The sequence below is a fragment of the Sediminibacillus sp. JSM 1682029 genome (genome assembly GCF_041366435.1).
GTDB classification, from domain to species: domain Bacteria; phylum Bacillota; class Bacilli; order Bacillales; family Amphibacillaceae; genus Sediminibacillus; species Sediminibacillus terrae.
Genome location: NZ_JBEWYY010000002.1, coordinates 285,770 through 304,017, shown reverse-complemented (window position 1 = coordinate 304,017; position 18,248 = coordinate 285,770). Strand labels below are relative to the sequence as shown.

Annotated in this window: 23 protein-coding genes and 1 other annotated feature; all 23 genes read left to right on the top strand. The window is 45.4% G+C overall.

The genetic code is table 11. The features are described 5' to 3' along the window. Positions 1–195 precede the first annotated feature (195 nt). The 23 genes from ABVF09_RS05410 to yajC all read left to right on the top strand — a co-directional run bounded on the left by ABVF09_RS05410 (position 196) and on the right by yajC (position 18,248). Positions 196–960 (top strand): M23 family metallopeptidase, encoded by a 765-nt coding sequence (locus ABVF09_RS05410; protein WP_026771116.1) that lies wholly within the window; start codon positions 196–198, stop codon positions 958–960. Next, on the top strand, positions 944–1,813 hold the full coding sequence (locus ABVF09_RS05405) for a M50 family metallopeptidase (RefSeq protein WP_026569817.1): 870 nt from the start codon (positions 944–946) through the stop codon (positions 1,811–1,813). The genes ABVF09_RS05410 and ABVF09_RS05405 overlap by 17 nt, the downstream gene beginning before the upstream one ends. Positions 1,814–1,825: 12 nt before the next feature. Beyond that, on the top strand, positions 1,826–3,289 hold the full coding sequence (locus tag ABVF09_RS05400) for an Rne/Rng family ribonuclease (protein ID WP_371068732.1): 1,464 nt from the start codon (positions 1,826–1,828) through the stop codon (positions 3,287–3,289). Positions 3,290–3,325: 36 nt separating this feature from the next. After that, positions 3,326–3,400 (top strand) — a sequence feature (ribosomal protein L21 leader region). Positions 3,401–3,415: 15 nt separating this feature from the next. After that, positions 3,416–3,724, top strand: coding sequence for a 50S ribosomal protein L21 (rplU, locus tag ABVF09_RS05395; protein WP_026569819.1), 309 nt, complete (start codon positions 3,416–3,418; stop codon positions 3,722–3,724). 11 nt (positions 3,725–3,735) lie between these two features. Beyond that, complete coding sequence (locus ABVF09_RS05390; RefSeq protein ID WP_026569820.1) at positions 3,736–4,068, top strand: ribosomal-processing cysteine protease Prp; 333 nt, start codon at positions 3,736–3,738, stop codon at positions 4,066–4,068. A 15-nt stretch (positions 4,069–4,083) separates the two neighbouring features. Further along, positions 4,084–4,374, top strand: coding sequence for a 50S ribosomal protein L27 (gene rpmA / locus ABVF09_RS05385; protein ID WP_026569821.1), 291 nt, complete (start codon positions 4,084–4,086; stop codon positions 4,372–4,374). Positions 4,375–4,506: 132 nt separating this feature from the next. Then, complete coding sequence (locus ABVF09_RS05380) at positions 4,507–5,037, top strand: Spo0B domain-containing protein (RefSeq protein ID WP_026771119.1); 531 nt, start codon at positions 4,507–4,509, stop codon at positions 5,035–5,037. A 14-nt stretch (positions 5,038–5,051) separates the two neighbouring features. Beyond that, a complete protein-coding gene (gene obgE, locus ABVF09_RS05375) occupies positions 5,052–6,332 on the top strand; it encodes a GTPase ObgE (protein ID WP_026771120.1) in 1,281 nt (426 codons plus the stop codon). 44 nt (positions 6,333–6,376) lie between these two features. Beyond that, on the top strand, positions 6,377–6,826 hold the full coding sequence (locus tag ABVF09_RS05370) for an ACT domain-containing protein (protein ID WP_026569824.1): 450 nt from the start codon (positions 6,377–6,379) through the stop codon (positions 6,824–6,826). Between the two features lie 13 nt (positions 6,827–6,839). Beyond that, positions 6,840–7,703 carry a prephenate dehydratase gene (gene pheA / locus ABVF09_RS05365; RefSeq protein WP_035426676.1) on the top strand — a complete coding sequence of 288 codons (864 nt, stop codon included), beginning with the start codon at positions 6,840–6,842 and terminating at the stop codon, positions 7,701–7,703. A gap of 190 nt (positions 7,704–7,893) precedes the next feature. Beyond that, positions 7,894–8,985, top strand: a complete 1,092-nt coding sequence (gene safA, locus ABVF09_RS05360; RefSeq protein ID WP_371068731.1) for a SafA/ExsA family spore coat assembly protein — start codon at positions 7,894–7,896, stop codon at positions 8,983–8,985. After that, positions 8,978–9,946: an aminoglycoside phosphotransferase family protein gene (locus ABVF09_RS05355; protein WP_026569826.1), complete on the top strand. Its 969-nt coding sequence runs from the start codon at positions 8,978–8,980 to the stop codon at positions 9,944–9,946. Before safA ends, ABVF09_RS05355 begins: the two co-directional genes overlap by 8 nt. A gap of 28 nt (positions 9,947–9,974) precedes the next feature. Next, positions 9,975–10,712: an NAD(+) synthase gene (gene nadE, locus ABVF09_RS05350; RefSeq protein ID WP_371068730.1), complete on the top strand. Its 738-nt coding sequence runs from the start codon at positions 9,975–9,977 to the stop codon at positions 10,710–10,712. Positions 10,713–10,784: 72 nt separating this feature from the next. Further along, positions 10,785–11,303 carry a YhcN/YlaJ family sporulation lipoprotein gene (locus ABVF09_RS05345; RefSeq protein WP_371068729.1) on the top strand — a complete coding sequence of 173 codons (519 nt, stop codon included), beginning with the start codon at positions 10,785–10,787 and terminating at the stop codon, positions 11,301–11,303. 76 nt (positions 11,304–11,379) lie between these two features. Next, the gene (locus ABVF09_RS05340) at positions 11,380–11,538 is read left to right on the top strand and encodes a hypothetical protein (protein ID WP_371068728.1); all 159 of its coding nucleotides are present in this window, start codon (positions 11,380–11,382) and stop codon (positions 11,536–11,538) included. Positions 11,539–12,272: 734 nt separating this feature from the next. After that, positions 12,273–13,022, top strand: a complete 750-nt coding sequence (locus tag ABVF09_RS05335; protein ID WP_026569828.1) for a YebC/PmpR family DNA-binding transcriptional regulator — start codon at positions 12,273–12,275, stop codon at positions 13,020–13,022. Between the two features lie 139 nt (positions 13,023–13,161). After that, positions 13,162–13,722, top strand: coding sequence for a BofC C-terminal domain-containing protein (locus tag ABVF09_RS05330; RefSeq protein ID WP_371068727.1), 561 nt, complete (start codon positions 13,162–13,164; stop codon positions 13,720–13,722). Between the two features lie 155 nt (positions 13,723–13,877). Then, positions 13,878–14,492, top strand: coding sequence for a Holliday junction branch migration protein RuvA (gene ruvA, locus ABVF09_RS05325; protein ID WP_026569830.1), 615 nt, complete (start codon positions 13,878–13,880; stop codon positions 14,490–14,492). 60 nt (positions 14,493–14,552) lie between these two features. Next, on the top strand, positions 14,553–15,554 hold the full coding sequence (ruvB, locus tag ABVF09_RS05320) for a Holliday junction branch migration DNA helicase RuvB (RefSeq protein ID WP_026569831.1): 1,002 nt from the start codon (positions 14,553–14,555) through the stop codon (positions 15,552–15,554). A 5-nt stretch (positions 15,555–15,559) separates the two neighbouring features. Next, on the top strand, positions 15,560–15,751 hold the full coding sequence (locus tag ABVF09_RS05315; RefSeq protein ID WP_035426777.1) for a DUF2905 domain-containing protein: 192 nt from the start codon (positions 15,560–15,562) through the stop codon (positions 15,749–15,751). A gap of 19 nt (positions 15,752–15,770) precedes the next feature. Next, positions 15,771–16,799 carry a tRNA preQ1(34) S-adenosylmethionine ribosyltransferase-isomerase QueA gene (gene queA, locus ABVF09_RS05310; RefSeq protein WP_371068726.1) on the top strand — a complete coding sequence of 343 codons (1,029 nt, stop codon included), beginning with the start codon at positions 15,771–15,773 and terminating at the stop codon, positions 16,797–16,799. Positions 16,800–16,832: 33 nt separating this feature from the next. Continuing rightward, the gene (tgt, locus tag ABVF09_RS05305) at positions 16,833–17,969 is read left to right on the top strand and encodes a tRNA guanosine(34) transglycosylase Tgt (RefSeq protein ID WP_026569834.1); all 1,137 of its coding nucleotides are present in this window, start codon (positions 16,833–16,835) and stop codon (positions 17,967–17,969) included. 15 nt (positions 17,970–17,984) lie between these two features. Then, positions 17,985–18,248 carry a preprotein translocase subunit YajC gene (yajC, locus tag ABVF09_RS05300; protein ID WP_026569835.1) on the top strand — a complete coding sequence of 88 codons (264 nt, stop codon included), beginning with the start codon at positions 17,985–17,987 and terminating at the stop codon, positions 18,246–18,248.

The window sequence follows — 18,248 nt, the reverse complement described above, 5'->3', positions numbered from 1 at the left end:
CGAAAAAGCAAATCCCCCTGTTCCGTAAAGCTTGGGCGTGTCGGTTCCGCGGGGGAACTTTATCATCATTTCCTTGCCATGAACTTTTAAACGGATGGAATAGACGAAGTTTAAAGGGAAGGGTTTGGAGGACAGGTATATCTTTTTTTATTGCTTCATAGACTTGTACAAATCCCGCAAAGGAAAGTGAAGCAAATGAAAAAAGATGTCAGACAAATCAGGAAAAACATTGCGAAAAGAAAAAGAGAACATCCGTTAAATCAATCACTTCCGGATAAACAAGCAGTGACTCCTTTCCCGCAAGAAGAAGAAAAACACGGTTATCTTCCTTTCACCCCTAGTCAAGGGACAAGCCCGGGCACACGTAAAGAAAGTTTTGCTGCCAGCTTAATGTTGAAAGGCATATTAGCGGGCGTCCTGTTTTTTGGTGTCTCGATGATACATCAGCTGGAAGCCAGTTGGAGTGAACGTCCCAAACAATGGACGACCGAGGCCTTTACTGAAGAATTCCCATTCGCTTCTGTGAACGCATGGTATCAAAGTAAGTTTGGCAACCCTTTGGCCATGGTACCGGATCAAGAAGAGACGGAAGAACTTCCGGCTGTGCTTCCAGTTAACGGGACAGTGAGCCAGTCCTTCCAATCAACTGGGGAAGCTATCCGTATAGCTGCCGACGAGAAGTCCGAAGTAGTCGCAGTGAAAGACGGAACAGTGATTTTCGCTGGCAATAAACCGGATACAGGGAAAACAGTCATCGTACAGCATGCCGACCGGAGTAAGAGCATTTATGGATACTTGACCAATATCGATGTTTATCAATATCAGTTCATTGGGGATAATCACGTTATCGGGCAGTTTGATCCAGTAAAAGGAGAGAAACAAGACATTTATTTTGCGATACAAAAAAACAACCAATTTCTCGACCCTGTACAGGTGATGCAAGTTGACGAGCAGTCATAACATGGTTCCTCAACTGCATATTCATCCGATATTATGGTTGTTCGCACTTACTGCAGTCCTGACTGGTACCCTTGCAGAATTTCTGGTTATTTTTTTTATTGTTGTCGTACATGAACTTGGTCATTACCTGGCAGCGAAGTGGTATGGCTGGCGGATAAGAAAAATCAATCTATGGGTTTTCGGCGGAGTGATGGAAACGGAAGAACATAGCAGCAAACCAATCAGGGAGGAAGCTTGGATTATTGCTGCAGGACCGCTGCAGCACCTGTGGATTTATGGTGTGTTGTTTTTATGCAAAGAAAGTTCCGCAATGCCCGCTTCCCTCGTCGAAATCGGCTTTCTATACAACACAACCATCTTATTGTTTAACCTGCTGCCGATTTGGCCACTTGACGGGGGGAAAATGGTATTTTTGTTATTATCCTATATTTTTCCTTTCAGGTTGGCCCACACCCTGACAATTGTCAGTTCAATCGCCTTCTCCTTGGCTGCTGTTGTCTCGTTGCTCCTGTTTTTTCCTTTTACATTGAGCGCTGTCATGTTGACCGGTTTTATATTATGGGAAAATCGATTAGAATGGAAGCAGCGTTATTATATTTTTCTACGGTTTTTGTTGAAACGTTATTTGACGCCCATTACGGAAAAATCGAAAATACGGCCGGTTATTGTTAATCCCAATACAAGGCTGCTTCACGTGTTTTTCCGGTTTAAGCGCGGACAGACACATCACATTTATGTGAAACCGTCCAAAAGGCAATCCGATTGGCTGGAAGAACATACTTGCCTGGACGCCTATTTCAAGATGAAGCAGCACCAGATAAGTGCAGGTGAATTACTTAGCCGTTCCAAGTGAGGATGATCAAACTTGCTGACAATTTATTTATTGACACAAGCAACAGAAAAAATCGGAATAATCGAAGCAGATGGAGTAATCAAAGAGTTTGTCGTCGATCGTCCTGGTTGGGAGGACCAAGTAGGAAATATCTATCAGGCCCAGGTTGCCAATATGGAAAAGGGACTGCAGGCAGCCTTCATCGAAATTGGAACTGGTAAGCCCGGGTTTTTACCTAAAAAGGAATTGCCGGAACTGAGAAAAAATCCCACACGTAAACTGGAAAATGTAATCACTGAAGGAAAACATTTGTTCGTGCAAGTTCAAAAGGCGGCATACGGGGATAAAGGAGCAAAGCTCACAGCCAATCCCACCCTGCCAGGAATTTCGATTATATATATGCCCTTTGGAGGTTATGTGGCTGTTTCGAAAAAAATTGATGAACCGCAACGCAGCGAGTGGAGGGAAAGGTTGGGATCTCTCCTGGGCCCGGAAGAGGGGGTCATCGTCCGGACCAGCTCTGCCAATACCGACTTCGCAATGGTCGTGGAAGAATTGAACAGACTGCGCCAGCAGTGGGATGAGATTACAAGGAAAGCCGCTTCTGCCAAAACTCCTTCCTGTATATATGAGGACCGGTTAATTCCCGAGCGGTTGCTTCGACGTTTTGCACCGGATAAGGTGGATAGAGTGATAATCGACAGCGCGGATTTGGCTCGGAGAATCAGACGGACCTTTCCTGCTTTGGCAGAAAAGACAGAGTGGAAGAAAGACATGACAAACCACCTTCCCTTTTCTGTGAACCAGCTTGTGGAAAAAGCAACCCGGAGACGTGTGAAGCTGCACAAAGGGGTAGAGCTATACATAGACCAAACGGAAGCAATGACCGTAATCGATGTCAATTCTGGTTCTTTTACAGGAAGGAGCAGTAAACAACATACCGCGGAGAAAACGAACCGTATCGCAGCAGAAGAGGTTGCAAGACAATTGCGGTTGCGAAATATTGCTGGTATTATCGTGGTGGACTTCATCAACATGGATAGAGACGAAGCCCGGTCCAACCTGCTCCGTCATTTTCGACAGCATTTAGCCGATGATCCGACAAGGACAGAGATATATGGGTTCACGAATCTCGGTCTCCTGGAGATGACCAGAAAAAGAGAATCGTATTCTCTGTCGCATTTGCTTCAGGACAACAATAATAGCGGATCGTCGCTTTCTGCTTCAACGCTTGTCTACATGCTTGAAAGAGATTTGTATGATGCATCTTACAGCGGGAATGAGGCAGTAGTTGTGGTGGCAAGTCACGAATTCATAAAGTTACTTTCACAGTTGCTTTCCCTTCCAGAGCTCGCGGTTAAATTGGGCATTTCGTTATACACGATTACCGACGACTGTCTGAGAGCAGGTTATCAGCTCGGTTTTACAGGAAGCCAGACGCAGGTGGAAGTGTACCTCGATAGCAAACCGGCAGAAAGTGTTGACAAACTTTTTTAAACTATGGTAACATCAGTATGTTATTCATCGTAGCACCCGCTGCTACAACCGCTCAGAACAGGTCGATAAGTCAACCTCGTTGACACCTGAATGGCGAGTCTTAGTCTAACGAGGAGGTGCAGAAGTATGTACGCAATTATTGAAACTGGTGGTAAACAAGTGAAAGTAGAAGAGGGCCAAGCTATCTACGTAGAAAAAGTAGAGGGTGAAGACGGCGCTACTGTCACTTTTGATAAAGTACTTGTTGTCGGTGGAGATGACGTGAAAGTCGGTGCTCCATATGTTGATGGTGCTACTGTCACTGCTAAGGTCGAAAAGCAAGGCCGCGGCAAAAAAGTAACTGTCTTCAAATACAAGCCGAAAAAGAACTACCATCGTAAACAAGGTCACCGTCAGCCTTACACCAAACTGACCATTGATAAAATCAATGCATAAGGTTTGATAGCATGATTCAGGTGGCTGTGTATCGTAAACAAGGCAATATCCATGCGTTTGAATTAAGTGGTCATGCTGATAGTGTATCAGAAGGCTATGACTTGGTCTGCGCTGGTGTTTCAGCAGTTTCTTTCGGATCCGTGAACGCCGTTATCCGTCTTTGTGAAATCGAACCGATTATTGAACAGGCTGGCGAAGAAGGCGGTTATTTACGGATGGAACTGCCTGAAAACTTAACAGATGAAACAAAAGCGAAAGCATATTTACTGCTTGAGGGTATGATGGTATCCTTGGAGACCATAGCAAGAGACTATGGGAAGTATATTACCATCTCTGAAAAATAAGGAGGTGCAAACCAAATGCTACGTCTTAATCTACAATTTTTCTCCCAGAAAAAAGGTCAAGGTAGTACGAAAAACGGACGTGATTCCGAATCGAAGCGTCTTGGTGCGAAGCGTGCAGACGGACAATTCGTAACAGGCGGATCTATTCTTTACCGTCAACGCGGTACAAAAATCTATCCAGGTGCTAACGTTGGACGCGGCGGAGACGACACGTTGTTCGCTAAAGCCGACGGCATCGTTAAGTTTGAACGTGTGGGACGCGATCGCAAAAAAGTGAGCGTGTATCCGGAAGTACAAGAAGCTTAATGAAAAAAAGACCCTAACCAGTAGAGGCTAGGGTCTTTTTTTATGCCTGTACATAAATAGAAATTAGCCCTGTTTTCGTTCTCCGGCTTTTTTGCTATAATTTTGATAACTGAGTGGGGGGCGGATAACAAGATGGAACCCGAAAAGGTTGTAGATCTATTAAGTCATTATCGTCATGATTGGATGAATGCGATGCAGTTGATTAGCGGTTATGCTTCAATGGGAAAACTGGATAAAGTGAAGGAAAAAATCCATCAAATCGGTGCTGAAATGGAGAAAGAACGGCGAATTTCAAATGCATGCCTGCCACAAACCGCACTATGGGCGATAAGTTTTAATTGGCATCACAGCAATTTTCGGCTTGATTACGACATTTCACTGGAATCAAACGGGTATTCTATATATGATGAAGAGATAGTGTCCCGGCTGAATAGGCTGATAGAAGTGATCAGCCAGCATGCAAACGAAATGGAAATGTACGAGGGGTATCTTACTCTCCATTCCGACCAATCGGATCAATTAGTCGTATTATTGGAGTTTTCCGGGGTGTACCAAGAACCTGGAAAGATGGGCAAAGAACTTTCTGAACTTGACGAACGATTTCTCGTTACGGTTTCAGAATCAGAAAAAAATCGATGTACAGTCAAATGGGTGTGCAGCTGAAGAGGTGATCAACTATGTTTGTCGATCAAGTGAAAGTGTATGTGAAAGCAGGGGATGGCGGAAATGGCCTGGTTGCTTTTAGGAGAGAGAAATACGTACCGATGGGCGGTCCTGCCGGGGGAGACGGCGGGAACGGCGGTGATATCGTGTTTGAAGTGGACGAAGGTTTGAATACATTGATGGATTTCCGTTACCAAAAACATTTTAAAGCAAAACGCGGAGAAAACGGCATGAGCAAGGGACAGCACGGAAAGAATTCCGATCCCCTCGTACTGGCTGTTCCTCCAGGAACAACTGTGAGAGATGATGATACAGGACAAGTCATTGCAGATCTTGTAGAACATAAACAACGAGCGGTGATTGCCCAGGGCGGTCGCGGAGGACGGGGAAATATCCGGTTTGCGACCGCGAGGAATCCGGCGCCGGAACTGGCCGAAAATGGGGAGCCTGGACGGGAGCGTTATATCCAAATTGAATTGAAGTTGATCGCTGATGTCGGATTGGTCGGCTTTCCAAGTGTCGGGAAATCCACCTTGTTATCGGTTGTCAGTGCAGCAAAACCGAAAATCGCTGATTATCATTTCACGACTTTATCCCCTAATCTAGGGGTAGTGGAAACGACGGATCAACGCAGTTTTGTCATGGCGGACCTGCCTGGTTTGATAGAAGGTGCCCATGAAGGCGTCGGATTAGGGCATCAGTTTCTGCGTCACGTGGAGCGGACCCGGGTGATTGTACATGTGATCGACATGGCAGCCAGTGAGGGGCGTGATCCATACGAGGATTATGTAGCCATAAACAAAGAATTGAAGGAGTACGACATGGCTCTGGAAAATCGGCCGCAAATAATTGTCGCCAATAAAATGGATATGCCAGGTGCTGAGGAAAATCTAAAGGAATTCCATGCGAAAATGACGGACGACCATCCTGTCTATCCAATTTCTACGGTGACAAGAGAAGGGGTACGCGAGCTGTTGTTTGCCGTCGCAGATTTACTCGATACGATACCGAAAGAGAGTGCGCCGATCGAAGAGAAGGAAGAGCGTGTTGTCTACAAGTATGAGCCGGAGCAGGAAGGTTTCCAAATAACCCGTGATCCGGACGGTGCTTTTGTCCTTTCAGGGGAGCGTATCGAAAAACTGTTCCGAATGACGGACTTCAACCGTGATGAGTCTGTTAGAAGATTCTCCCGGCAAATGCGGGGGATGGGAATAGACGAAGCCCTCCGCAAGCAGGGAGCCGAAGACGGGGATACAGTACGGCTGCTGGATTATGAATTTGAGTTCATTGAATAAATATGGACAGGCGGAGCCAGGCAAATACAAAGGGGAATAAACCGATGGCTGAAAAAGAGGAAAAATTTTATCTGGTACGAAGTGACATTCTTCCGGACGCCATGAAAAAAACTATTGAGGCAAAAGCACTCATTGAACGCGGCAAGGTGGAATCTGTATTCGACGCGGTGAAACAAGTCGATTTGTCGCGGAGTGCTTTTTATAAGTATCGGGATGCAGTATTTCCTTTCCAGGCAATGGTAAAAGAGCGGATGATCACCTTGTTTTTCCACTTGGAAGACAGGGCAGGAACATTGTCCAACCTGCTGGATACGGTAGCAAAAGCAGGGGGGAATATTTTGACCATCCACCAGACGATTCCGCTTCAAGGAAAGGCCAATGTGACATTGTCCTTGAATACTTCCGCCATGACTGTTCAAATCGAGACGTTGATTCAACAATTGAAACGGCTTGATTTTGTCGATAAAGTGGAAATATTAAGTTCTGGTGCTTAGAACAGGGGGAAGCATGTTGACGACGAAGAAAATAGGGTATTTGGGGCCAAAAGGGACTTTTACAAAAATTGCAGTAGATTCCCTTTTTAATGGAGAAGAAAAAGCGGATTTTGCGACCATTCCTGAATGTATGGACGCTGTCGAGCATGGAGCAATCGACATAGCTGTCGTGCCATTGGAAAATGCGATTGAAGGAACGGTACACTTGACGATTGACTATATGATTCATCAAGTCAGACTTCCTATCGTTGCAGAAATTGTTGTTCCGATCAAGCAGCACCTCCTGGTGAACGAAAGAGCGACCGGGTCTTTGTCGGATATAGCTCATGTATATTCGCACAGCCATGCAATTGCACAATGTCATCAATTTTTGCATAAACAACTGCAGCAGGCGGATGTGCATTACACCACTTCTACAGGAAAGGCAGCAGAGATGGTTGCAGCATCCGATCCGACAGCTGCTGCAATTGGCAACAAGCTTGCTGCAAAGGAATATGGATTAACAATCCTGGCAGAGGATATTCATGATTATCCGAATAATCATACAAGGTTTGCGGTGTTATCGAAACAAGAGGAACCGCTAATCAGCAATGGTCATGTGGCAGGTACGCAAAAAACAACATTGTTGATTACGCTCCCAAGCGATTATGCGGGTGCATTGCACCAGGTGTTGTCTGCTTTTGCCTGGCGGAAAATGAACCTATCCAAAATCGAATCTCGACCGATGAAGACAGGCCTGGGAAATTATTATTTCATCATTGATGTCAACCAGGCATATGACCAAGTGTTGTTTCCCGGGGTGAAGGCCGAATTGGAGGCGTTGGGCTGTAAAGTGACACTCCTCGGTACATATCCCGTCTACCAAATGAATATGTAAAAGTAGTTTTGCTGCCGGCAGGGATGATGCAAGTCATTCCGGCCGGCAGCTTGTATTTTTTGGGCATATTTTTCATGATCATCGAATATTTCATCAACCTTTCTGGGGCATTCGCATATGTTGTATGGAATTGTTCTGTAATTCAGGCTCGTTAGTGTCTGCCATAATTATACAGAAGGGAGTTTCAGTATTGAGAATTCATGTAGTGCAAAAAGGAGAAACATTGTGGGAAATAGCCAAAAAGTATGGAGTGGATTTTGAAGAACTGAAGCAGGTGAATTCTCACCTGTCCAACCCGGATATGATCATGCCGGGGATGAAAATCAAGATACCGGGCAATTCTGTTCAAGTTAAACAAGAGGGAAGCTTAGATAAGGAAATGCAGCAATACCCTCCGCAAACAGCACAACAAAAACAGAAGAAGAAGCAACAGGAAAGCCAGCAGAAGCCCAAGGAAAAAGAAAAGCCGGATACACAGCCACAGGCTGGCAAGCAGCCTGCAAAGCATCCTTGGAAGGATACTTCGCCAAAAGCATTTCCGGTGATCAAGGAAGATGACCATAAGAAACCTCTTTCTAAAATGATGGACGTTCCGAAAGTGCCCATGATGGAACAGCACATGGAAAAGTTTCCGATCAATATGACAGTGCCGAAAAAGCCGTCCTATGAGTCGCCAAAAAAACACGAGGATAAAAAATGGAAACAGGAAAAACCGACCTATGAAATGCCTGCACATACAATGCCGGGACAACAGCCGATGCCTTTCAACTGTTATCAACCGATGCCATACTGTATCCCAATGCAGCCTATGACCATGCCGGTACATCATTATCCGATGGGTGATATGATGCCTTGTGGGCCGCAATTCGGGGTAGAGAATATGACGGCCGGTCATTCTTTTTCTTACCCTGCTGTGCAAGGTGTCTCGCAGGGGATGGAAGACTTGATGGAATCCTCTTCTTCGATGGAAATGCCACAGATGCCGCAAAATGTGGCAGGAACGCACACTGACGATTGCGGTTGCGGGGGTTCATCCCTCATGGGGCAGTACGCCGATCCGAATCAGTTCATGGCTGGAAATCCAGGTCAGCAATGGCCGGGTTATGGTTATCCTGGATTTATGCCGCAGCAAGGCATGCAGCCTTACGGTGGGCAAATGATGCCACAGCAAATGTATCCATCCCACCAACAGTTCCAACCCCAACAGCCATATACAGGGATGACGAATTTCAACCCACCATATCCACCTTATTCCCGGGAGGAAGAAGAAGAGAGTGAATAAGCCAGAACTTAGAGACGAAGCCTTCAAGGCTCGTCTCTCTTCCTTTTTACAAAAGAGGGCAAACTTGTACCTGAAAAAAGTAAGTTTCCTGAAGAACTCTGTTTTCGCTATCCGTGATGAACATGGCCGGGAGTATATTCTGAAAGGAATCAGGCAAATAGCATCAGTACAGCAACAACTCGATTTTCAAGTCGCTTATGCTGCTTCGGGCATTGTCAGGTTTGTCCATTTTCCAAATGGGGAACTCTTTTTATATGAATATGGTTACTATTGGCTTTTAATGCCTCACCGGGCGGGAAAGTCTCTTCATTTCGCCGACAAGCAGGACAGAGAAATGGCGGTAAAGGCCCTCCGTAATTTTCATTCGGCAGCCAGGGGAATTAACGTGTCGGATCCAGTCATCCGGCCGCCGCTGTTGTACAAGTGGGAAAATCGGTTGCAAAAGTTTTCCAAAACCCGAGTTCTCTTTGATAATGCTGGAAAGGGTAGCTTGGCCAGGGAAATCATCGACAGGACGACCGCCCTTTTGGAACAGTTGCGGAAGGATGTCGACTGGTATGCAATAGAAAAAAAGGCAGTAGATCTACACTGTTGGACGCACGGCGATGTCGCTTCCCACAATTTTTTACGGACAAAATCGGGAACAGTGGAAGTCATCGACTTTGATTTGCTCAGTCTGGCTCCGGAAAGTTACGACTGGATTCAAATTGGCCAGCGTTTTTTGTCTTACATCAATTATGATGTAAATCAATTATGCAGGAATGTTTTCCCGGAAAATGAAGAGGAACTTAAGTTTATTTTGCAAGGTGTCGGTATACCGGTCGATTTGCTCAGAGAATGGTTGTTGTTTTTGCGGAAACAACCGTCACGGCAGCAAGTGTCCGATTTTATGGACGATTTGGAGGATAAATGGGAAAAGCGGGTTAAATTTGTGAAAGAAGTTCAAATTGTGCTAACATAAATTATTATCAAATGGGAGGAGACTTACGATGCAGGAAAAAGTAGAAAAGATTGTAGCATGGCTGCAGGAAAAAATCGAAGAATCCGGAGTGAAAGGGTTACTGGTAGGCGTAAGCGGCGGCATTGATTCAGCCGTGGTGGCACATCTGATAAAACGTGCGGCACCAGATCACTCACTCGGTGTAATACTCCCCTGCAAAAGCAATCCGCAGGACATGGAAGATGCCAAGAAGGTAATTGACAGTTGTGGAATCGACTCTTTAACCGTTGATTTGTCAGAAACACATGATGTATTGTTCAACAATATCCAAAAACAGCTCAACGACCAGCAGTCCGTCAATCCGGATAACCAGCAGTTGGCAGATGCCAACTTACGCGCCCGTCTGCGCATGAGCACTTTATATGCTTTGGCGGCGAATTATCAATACTTAGTGGTTGGAACAGACAACGCAGCAGAATTTTATACGGGTTATTTTACCAAGTATGGGGATGGCGGCGTTGATTTGGTACCTTTAGTAAGCCTGGGCAAAGGTGAAGTCCGGGAAATGGCGGAATATTTAGGTGTACCCGATGACATTGTCCATAAACAGCCTAGTGCTGGACTATGGGAAGGACAAACCGACGAGAATGAAATGGGAACGACTTACGAGAAAATCGACAGATATTTGAAAGGTGGGGAAATTCCGCAAAAGGATAAAGATATTATTGAGCGGCTTCATAAAAAGTCAGCTCATAAGCGGGAAATCGCACCGGGACCATCCTTGTAACAGTTCCTCCCAGAATATAACTGATTAAAAAATCTTCCTTATCTCATTATAAAGGTAAGGGAGGTTTTTTTATTGAGTAAATTTTTATTGTTCGCTTTTGGCTGTGTGGTTCTTATGGTTGCAGCGGGGTGTGCAGATCAGCAGGAAGAAGGACAAATGATTAGTGAGGACATGGAAGACTCCACTATGCCGATCGACTATAGTACCCACGATGAGGCCGAACGGAAATTGGATGATGAAGGGAATCGAAACGGCGGTCAGGAAGAGGCGCAGGATTATACCGGCTACCAGGAGAACCTGCCGCCTGGCCAGCGTCATTTAGGCGGCTTTTACAACGAATTGTCTCAATCCATTACCGAGGACCTAAATCGACTGGATGAAGTCAAGCTTGCCCAAGTTTACGTTACCGATCAACGTGTCATCGTTTCTCTTACCTTGAACCAGGAGTATGATGATAATGCTGCATCGATAGCAGACAAGGTTTACAGCAAAGTGGAACGCCAAGCTGAAGGAAAAGAGGTTCTCGTTTATACTGGAGACATCTATTGGAACCAAATGAGAGATCGAGATGCCAAGGAACCGGTAAGATGAGACGATATAACAGATTTTTGCCTTTGTGCAGTATTCGCTGTGGCAAGGGCTTTTTTGCGCTGGGAAGAAGACCGTAATGGCAACAATCCCGATTTATGATGGTTGGAACCCCCAGCGTGAGGATTTGAACTGGTTCTTACATGGTAAAATGATGCAGGCTGTCTGTTTAATCGGAGGCTCAAAATCCCTTATTTATCATTCCGTGCTCTTGATAGAAATTGCGCAGTGGTTGTAATAGGAAGTTCCATTGCCTATTCAAAAAGCGTGTGCTAATCAACGCTTCGGTAGCATACTTCGCTTTCCGCGGGCACGGCTTCAGCTAACTTGGTAAAGAAAATCGCTTTACCAAGTGGATCTTCAGCTCGCGCTGTTCCCGCAGGAGTCTGCGTATGCTCCCTGCGCTAAGGAGCAGGCTGATTAAAGAAAGCGTAGACTTTTTCCTTGAGAACCAACAAGCCATCTTAAAAACGTTTGTCAGGAAATGTGTACTTCTTTTCTCCTGTTCTTGGACTTTCTACTTGTTTTCCCAGCTAAGTCTTTTGATGATACGGTGCATGGAGTATTATGATTAAAAATTTCGAGTCCACGCGTTTCTAAACAGAAAGCTGTTCCTAGCGAAGAAAACACCCGGAGACTCCAGCGGGAGGAAAGGCCTCGGTGAGATCCCGCAGAGCGTCAGCTCGAGGAAGCTCACCAGCCGCCCGCGGAAAGCGCAGGGTATTTTCGCAGCGCCGAGTCCCATCTTAACGACTATAGGAAGGCTAGAAAGGCCCATTCAAACAATGTCACAATTTATATCTTTTGTGTAAAAGCCAAAAGCAATTATTCTCTACTAATACAGACTCCGGGGATATAAATATTTATAAGCATAAAATTTTATGTTATAGTAATAAAGGAATTTTTTCTCAACTTTTACTTGCAGGCAATGTCCTGACTGAATTATTCAGCATTAAGAGAGGAGAATGTCCTATGGCTGGTCATTCTAAATGGAAAAATATACAACGACGCAAGAATGCACAGGATGCAAAGCGCGGCAAAATATTTATGAAGATGGCGAAGGAAATATTCGTCGCAGCGAAACAGGGCGGTGGAGATCCGGAAATGAACCCGTCACTCCGCTTGGCTGTAGATAAAGCAAAAGCAAATAACATGCCAAATGATAATATCGATCGCGCGATAAAAAAAGCGACCGGTGACTTGGAAGGCGTAAACTATGAAGAAATGACATATGAAGGCTACGGACCAGGCGGAGTTGCTGTGATGGTGAAAGCTTTGACAGATAATAAAAATCGGACTGCATCTGAAGTGCGCTATGCTTTTAATAAAAACGGCGGGAACCTCGGAGAAAACGGCTGTGTTGCATTCATGTTCGACCGAAAGGGTTATCTCGTCATCGATAGAAGTACAACGGATGCGGACGAGGATGAAATGCTGTTGGCAGTCATAGAAGCTGGTGCAGAAGAAATGGAAACGACGGACGATGTTTTTGAAATCTATACGGATCCGGAAAGCTTTGCTGAAGTGAAAAATCAATTGGAAGCCGATGGTTATACTTTTTCAACGGCAGAATTGACGATGATACCACAGACGCTCTCACCGCTCGGTGAAGACGAAGCGAAACAGATGATACGTCTGGTAGATATGCTGGAAGATAACGAAGACGTTCAGGACGTTTACCATAACCTTGATGCAGACGAGGAAATTCTTGCTCAATTATAAAGTGATTCTTAACCGGCGTTTTTATAGGAAACTGCCGGTTTTTCTGTGCGCTGACCACTCTTCCTCAGGATAAAAAGTGTGGAAAATGGCCAAACTGTCAAATAGAGGTTTGGCTATTTTAAAATATGGGGTGGATAGTGTGAGACAACGACGAAAGCTTTTTGTCTGTTACAAGGCAGTTATGGGAATAGCCGGTGTATTCCTGTTGTTCGGTATACTGATACATTCAACTGGCGGACGGACGACTCAAGTCTTGGCACAAGAAGAGCAAGCTGCACCAAAAGAACCATTGGTATTGGAAGTGACCCTGCAAAAGCAATACATGGACGGACATGTAGAAAACAGCACCCATGAGGAAAAAATATGGGCGATGGAAGATTTCTGGTCGTATTATCATGATTGGAAGGTAGTCGAACAGCAGGAAGGAAAGGTTGTTTTAAAAAAAGAAATTGCTGACATTTCACCGTACATGAAGGAACATGGTTACTTCGGCTTATCTGACAACCAATTGGCGATATTTGAAGGACTGCCTATCCATGAACAAGTGATACAATCCTTTTATCAGATCGATACGGGTGAGCTGGAGAGTTACCAGCGGCAAAGGCTTCAGAACGGTATCAAAATTGATTCCAAACAAGTTTACCAGTATGTTCTGGAGGCTTATCGAGGTATGGCTCCCCAGCGTTCAGTCAACAGTTAATGGAGGGTTCCGGTTTTCAGCCGGAATCCTTTTTATCATGATTCGTGAATCTCCCCATAGTCACCAAGTAAGCTTAGATAGAAAACAGTTATACGAACATACGCTTGTATGGTAAGATAGATACAGGCTATTGTGGATAGGGGAGAATAATCACGATGATCGCATACATAAAGGGAAATTTGGAAGCAGTGAATGAAGAAGCTGTAGTAGTGGAAGCGAATGGGGTTGGTTATGAAATTATTTGTGCAAATCCATTCGCATTTCAGGATTCTTTAGGTGAGCAAGTACTGATTTATACGTATCATTACGTCAGAGAAGATAATCAAACATTGTTTGGTTTTAAAAAAACAGATGACAAATTATTGTTCTCCAAACTGCTGAATGTATCAGGAATTGGTCCGAAAGGGGCGTTGGCCGTTCTTGCTTCTGTGCGGGTGGAAGAATTCGTATCGGCTATCGAAAGGGAAGACGATAAGTTTTTGACTCAATTTCCGGGTATCGGCAAAAAAACAGCACGCCAAATGATCCTTGACTTGAAGGGGAAGCTGCCTGATGGATTTGCGGCTGTCGCACTCGAAACTGCCGACCGTTCTTCGGAAGCAGATGCTCTCCAGGGACAAAACAACGCCTTGGAGGAAGCAGTTGCCGCCATGAAAGCACTGGGATATTCGGAACGCGAAGTAAAAGCAATCGTACCGACATTGAAACAGGAACACCATGAAAATTCCGATCCGTATATCCGTAAAGGATTGGCTTTGTTGATGAAATAAGTGCCTGTTGTATAAATGGATCAGCCAGAGAGAACTTCTTATTGATAAAGGGGAGATAACGTGGAAGAACGAATGATTTCCGGCGAATTGCAGGAAGACGATCAGTCGATGGAGCTTAGCCTGCGTCCGATCAATCTTGCCCAGTATATTGGACAGGATAAGGCAAAGGGTAATTTGCGCATCTTTATAGAAGCAGCCAGAATGAGAAATGAGCCGCTTGATCACGTTTTACTTTACGGACCTCCCGGACTTGGGAAAACGACATTGGCTTCCATCATAGCCAACGAAATGGGGGTGCAATTCCGTACGACCTCAGGACCCGCGATCGAGCGGGCGGGTGACCTTGCAGCGATACTTTCTTCATTGGAGGCCGGAGATGTTTTGTTCATCGACGAAATCCACCGGCTGCCCCGGGCGGTAGAAGAAATTCTTTATCCTGCCATGGAGGATTTTTGCCTTGATATTGTCATAGGCTCCGGTTCCAGTGCCCGCTCTGTACGGCTTGATTTACCGCCGTTCACGCTTGTCGGGGCTACGACCCGTGCAGGGTTGCTGACAGCTCCGTTGCGCGATCGGTTTGGTGTTCTCAGTCGTTTGGAATATTATGAAACAAAAGACCTGTGTGCCATTGTGGAAAGAACAGCAGAGATCTTCCAAGTAGGAATCGAAAAAGAAGCAGCAATTGAAATCGCCAGAAGGTCCAGAGGTACACCGCGGATTGCCAATAGGCTGCTAAAAAGGGTAAGGGACATATCACAGGTGCAAGGTGAGCAGGTCATTTCACAACAAACAACCAAAACGGCGTTGGAAATGCTTCAAGTAGATGCTGCCGGCCTGGATCATATCGACCATAAATTACTGCTGGGCATCATCGATGGATTTAACGGTGGTCCAGTCGGATTGGACACCATCTCGGCAACTATTGGGGAAGAATCCCAGACAATAGAGGATGTGTATGAACCGTTCCTTCTTCAGACCGGGTTCATTCAGCGGACGCCGAGGGGCAGGCAGGTCACTGCCAAAGCATATCACCATTTCAACCGGGAGGTGCCGAAAGCTTGACCGGAATGGGAAAACTATTTATTGTAATAGGAGTCGTTTTTATTATCATTGGATTGCTGTGGGGGATATTCGGCAGGCTTCCTGGCGATATTAGTTTTAAAAAAGGGAATGTGTCCTTTCACTTTCCGATCATGACTTCAATTTTGGTCAGTATCATCTTATCGGTGATTTTATTTATTATAGGGAAATTCCGATAACATAGTAAGGAGATTGACAATGGATATAAATGATTTTGATTTTGACTTGCCTGAGGAATTAATCGCACAAACGCCATTGGAGGATCGAACAGCGTCCCGTTTGCTTGTGATGGACCGTCTGAATCAGACAATCAGTCATCAACACTTTTCGGACGTGATTGACTATTTATCACCTGGCGATTGCCTTGTATTGAATGATACCAAAGTTTTGCCGGCCAGGCTCTATGGCAGTAAACAGGATACAGGTGGAAAAATAGAAGTTTTGCTGCTACATCAACAACAACAGGATGAGTGGGAAGTGCTTGCTAAGCCCGCAAAGAAAATTAAAGAAGGAACAGTCATCTTATTTGGAGACGGACAACTGCGAGCCGTTTGCACCGGAATCAAAGAGCACGGTGGAAGGATTGTCCGCTTCGAATACGACGGGATTTTTCTGGAAGTGCTCGAACAGCTTGGCGAAATGCCGCTCCCTCCATACATAAAGGAGCAGCTGCCGGATAAAGACAGGTATCAAACGGTTTATGCAAAAGAAGAAGGCTCGGCGGCAGCACCAACAGCCGGACTTCATTTTACCGAGGAACTGCTTGAACGGATTAAAGAGAAGGGTGTCGAGCTTGCCTTCGTCACTCTGCATGTCGGTTTGGGAACTTTTCGGCCGGTGAGTGTCGACAGCATTGAAGAACATGACATGCATAGTGAGTTTTATCACATGTCCAAGGAAACCGCTGATCAGTTGAATAGGATCAAAGCGGCTGGTGGAAAAATCATTTCAGTCGGGACGACTTCGACAAGAACACTGGAAACCATCACTCGGGACAATGGCGGGGTATTCACACAAGCAAGCGGATGGACGGATATCTTCATTTATCCCCCTTACCGTTTTACGGCGATTGACGGGCTCATCACGAATTTCCATCTTCCGAAATCGACATTGATCATGCTGGTAAGTGCGCTGGCGGGAAAGGATTTTATCCTGAAAGCGTATCGTGAAGCAGTAGATCAACGATACCGTTTTTTCAGCTTCGGAGACGCAATGCTGATTGTATAAGCTATTATAGAAGACAAAGAAAGGGTGCAGTTAATGCCAATCACCTATGAACATATCAAAACATGCAAACAGACAGGAGCCCGCCTGGGGCGTGTGCATACACCCCACGGTTCGTTTGATACACCGATGTTTATGCCGGTCGGAACCCTTGCGACAGTAAAGACGATGAGCCCTGAAGAGTTGGAGGAGATGGGGGCTAAAATCATTCTTTCCAATACTTATCATTTATGGCTGCGTCCCGGTGAAGACATTGTTGAAGAGGCGGGAGGCCTGCATAAATTCATGAACTGGGATGGTGCTATTTTGACCGACTCAGGTGGTTTTCAGGTCTTCAGTCTCAGTGATTTACGGGATATCGAGGAACAAGGGGTTCATTTCCGGAATCATATCAGTGGGGAAAAGTTGTTTTTATCTCCTGAAAAAGCAATTCAAATCCAGAATTCTCTGGGATCGGATATCATGATGGCATTTGACGAATGTCCTCCGTATCCAGCGTCCCACGATTATATGAAAGCATCAGTGGAAAGGACAAGCAGGTGGGCAGAACGCTGTCTGGAGGCACATAAACGCCCGGGAGAGCAGGGGTTGTTCGGTATTGTGCAGGGTGGTGAGTACGAAGAACTCCGTCGTCAAAGTGCCCGGGATCTTACCTCGCTTGATTTTTCCGGTTATGCGGTCGGAGGATTGTCTGTCGGAGAGCCGAAAGATGTCATGAATAAAGTGCTGGAGTTTACTACTCCGATGCTGCCGACAAACAAACCGCGTTACCTGATGGGAGTGGGATCGCCCGATTCATTGATCGACGGGGCGATCCGGGGAATAGACATGTTTGATTGTGTGCTTCCTACTAGGGTTGCAAGAAATGGAACGTGTATGACTTCCAACGGCAGACTGGTTGTCCGAAATGCGAAGTATGCACGGGATTTCGGTCCGTTGGATCCAAATTGCAGCTGTCATGTTTGCCGAAATTATTCCCGCGCTTATATCCGGCATCTCATTAAAGCTAACGAAACATTCGGCTTTCGTTTAACTACTTACCATAATCTTTATTTTCTGTTAGAATTAATGATGCAAGTCCGCGAAGCGATAAAAGAAGATCGTCTTGGCGATTTCAGAGAGGAATTCTTTGAACAATATGGTTTTAACAAACCGAATGCAAAAAACTTTTAGAAGGGAGGAAATACGATGGATATTTTAGCATCATTAGCACCGATCATATTAATGTTCGTTATTTTTTATTTCCTTTTGATCCGTCCACAGCAAAAGAAGCAAAAGCAAGTACGCCAAATGCAGTCAGATCTAAAAAAAGGGGATAAAGTCATCACGATTGGCGGCATGCATGGAACGGTGCATGCGCTGGACGAGGGTACGCTTGTTTTGACTACCCAGGATGGTACAAAGATTACATACGACCGTTCCGCGGTAAGAGATGTAGTTTCCCAAGATTAA

Bases quoted from the DNA above. Each gene is read 5' to 3' on its own strand.
- pheA (WP_035426676.1), top strand. From the start codon at position 6,840: ATGTTGACGACGAAGAAAATAGGGTATTTGGGGCCAAAAGGGACTTTT.
- nadE (WP_371068730.1), top strand. From the start codon at position 9,975: ATGCAGGAAAAAGTAGAAAAGATTGTAGCATGGCTGCAGGAAAAAATC.
- ABVF09_RS05410 (WP_026771116.1), top strand. From the start codon at position 196: ATGAAAAAAGATGTCAGACAAATCAGGAAAAACATTGCGAAAAGAAAA.
- ABVF09_RS05390 (WP_026569820.1), top strand. From the start codon at position 3,736: ATGATTCAGGTGGCTGTGTATCGTAAACAAGGCAATATCCATGCGTTT.
- tgt (WP_026569834.1), top strand. From the start codon at position 16,833: ATGCCAATCACCTATGAACATATCAAAACATGCAAACAGACAGGAGCC.
- ABVF09_RS05380 (WP_026771119.1), top strand. From the start codon at position 4,507: ATGGAACCCGAAAAGGTTGTAGATCTATTAAGTCATTATCGTCATGAT.
- yajC (WP_026569835.1), top strand. From the start codon at position 17,985: ATGGATATTTTAGCATCATTAGCACCGATCATATTAATGTTCGTTATT.
- rpmA (WP_026569821.1), top strand. From the start codon at position 4,084: ATGCTACGTCTTAATCTACAATTTTTCTCCCAGAAAAAAGGTCAAGGT.
- rplU (WP_026569819.1), top strand. From the start codon at position 3,416: ATGTACGCAATTATTGAAACTGGTGGTAAACAAGTGAAAGTAGAAGAG.
- ABVF09_RS05315 (WP_035426777.1), top strand. From the start codon at position 15,560: ATGGGAAAACTATTTATTGTAATAGGAGTCGTTTTTATTATCATTGGA.
- ruvA (WP_026569830.1), top strand. From the start codon at position 13,878: ATGATCGCATACATAAAGGGAAATTTGGAAGCAGTGAATGAAGAAGCT.
- ABVF09_RS05335 (WP_026569828.1), top strand. From the start codon at position 12,273: ATGGCTGGTCATTCTAAATGGAAAAATATACAACGACGCAAGAATGCA.
- queA (WP_371068726.1), top strand. From the start codon at position 15,771: ATGGATATAAATGATTTTGATTTTGACTTGCCTGAGGAATTAATCGCA.
- obgE (WP_026771120.1), top strand. From the start codon at position 5,052: ATGTTTGTCGATCAAGTGAAAGTGTATGTGAAAGCAGGGGATGGCGGA.
- ABVF09_RS05340 (WP_371068728.1), top strand. From the start codon at position 11,380: ATGGCAACAATCCCGATTTATGATGGTTGGAACCCCCAGCGTGAGGAT.
- ABVF09_RS05370 (WP_026569824.1), top strand. From the start codon at position 6,377: ATGGCTGAAAAAGAGGAAAAATTTTATCTGGTACGAAGTGACATTCTT.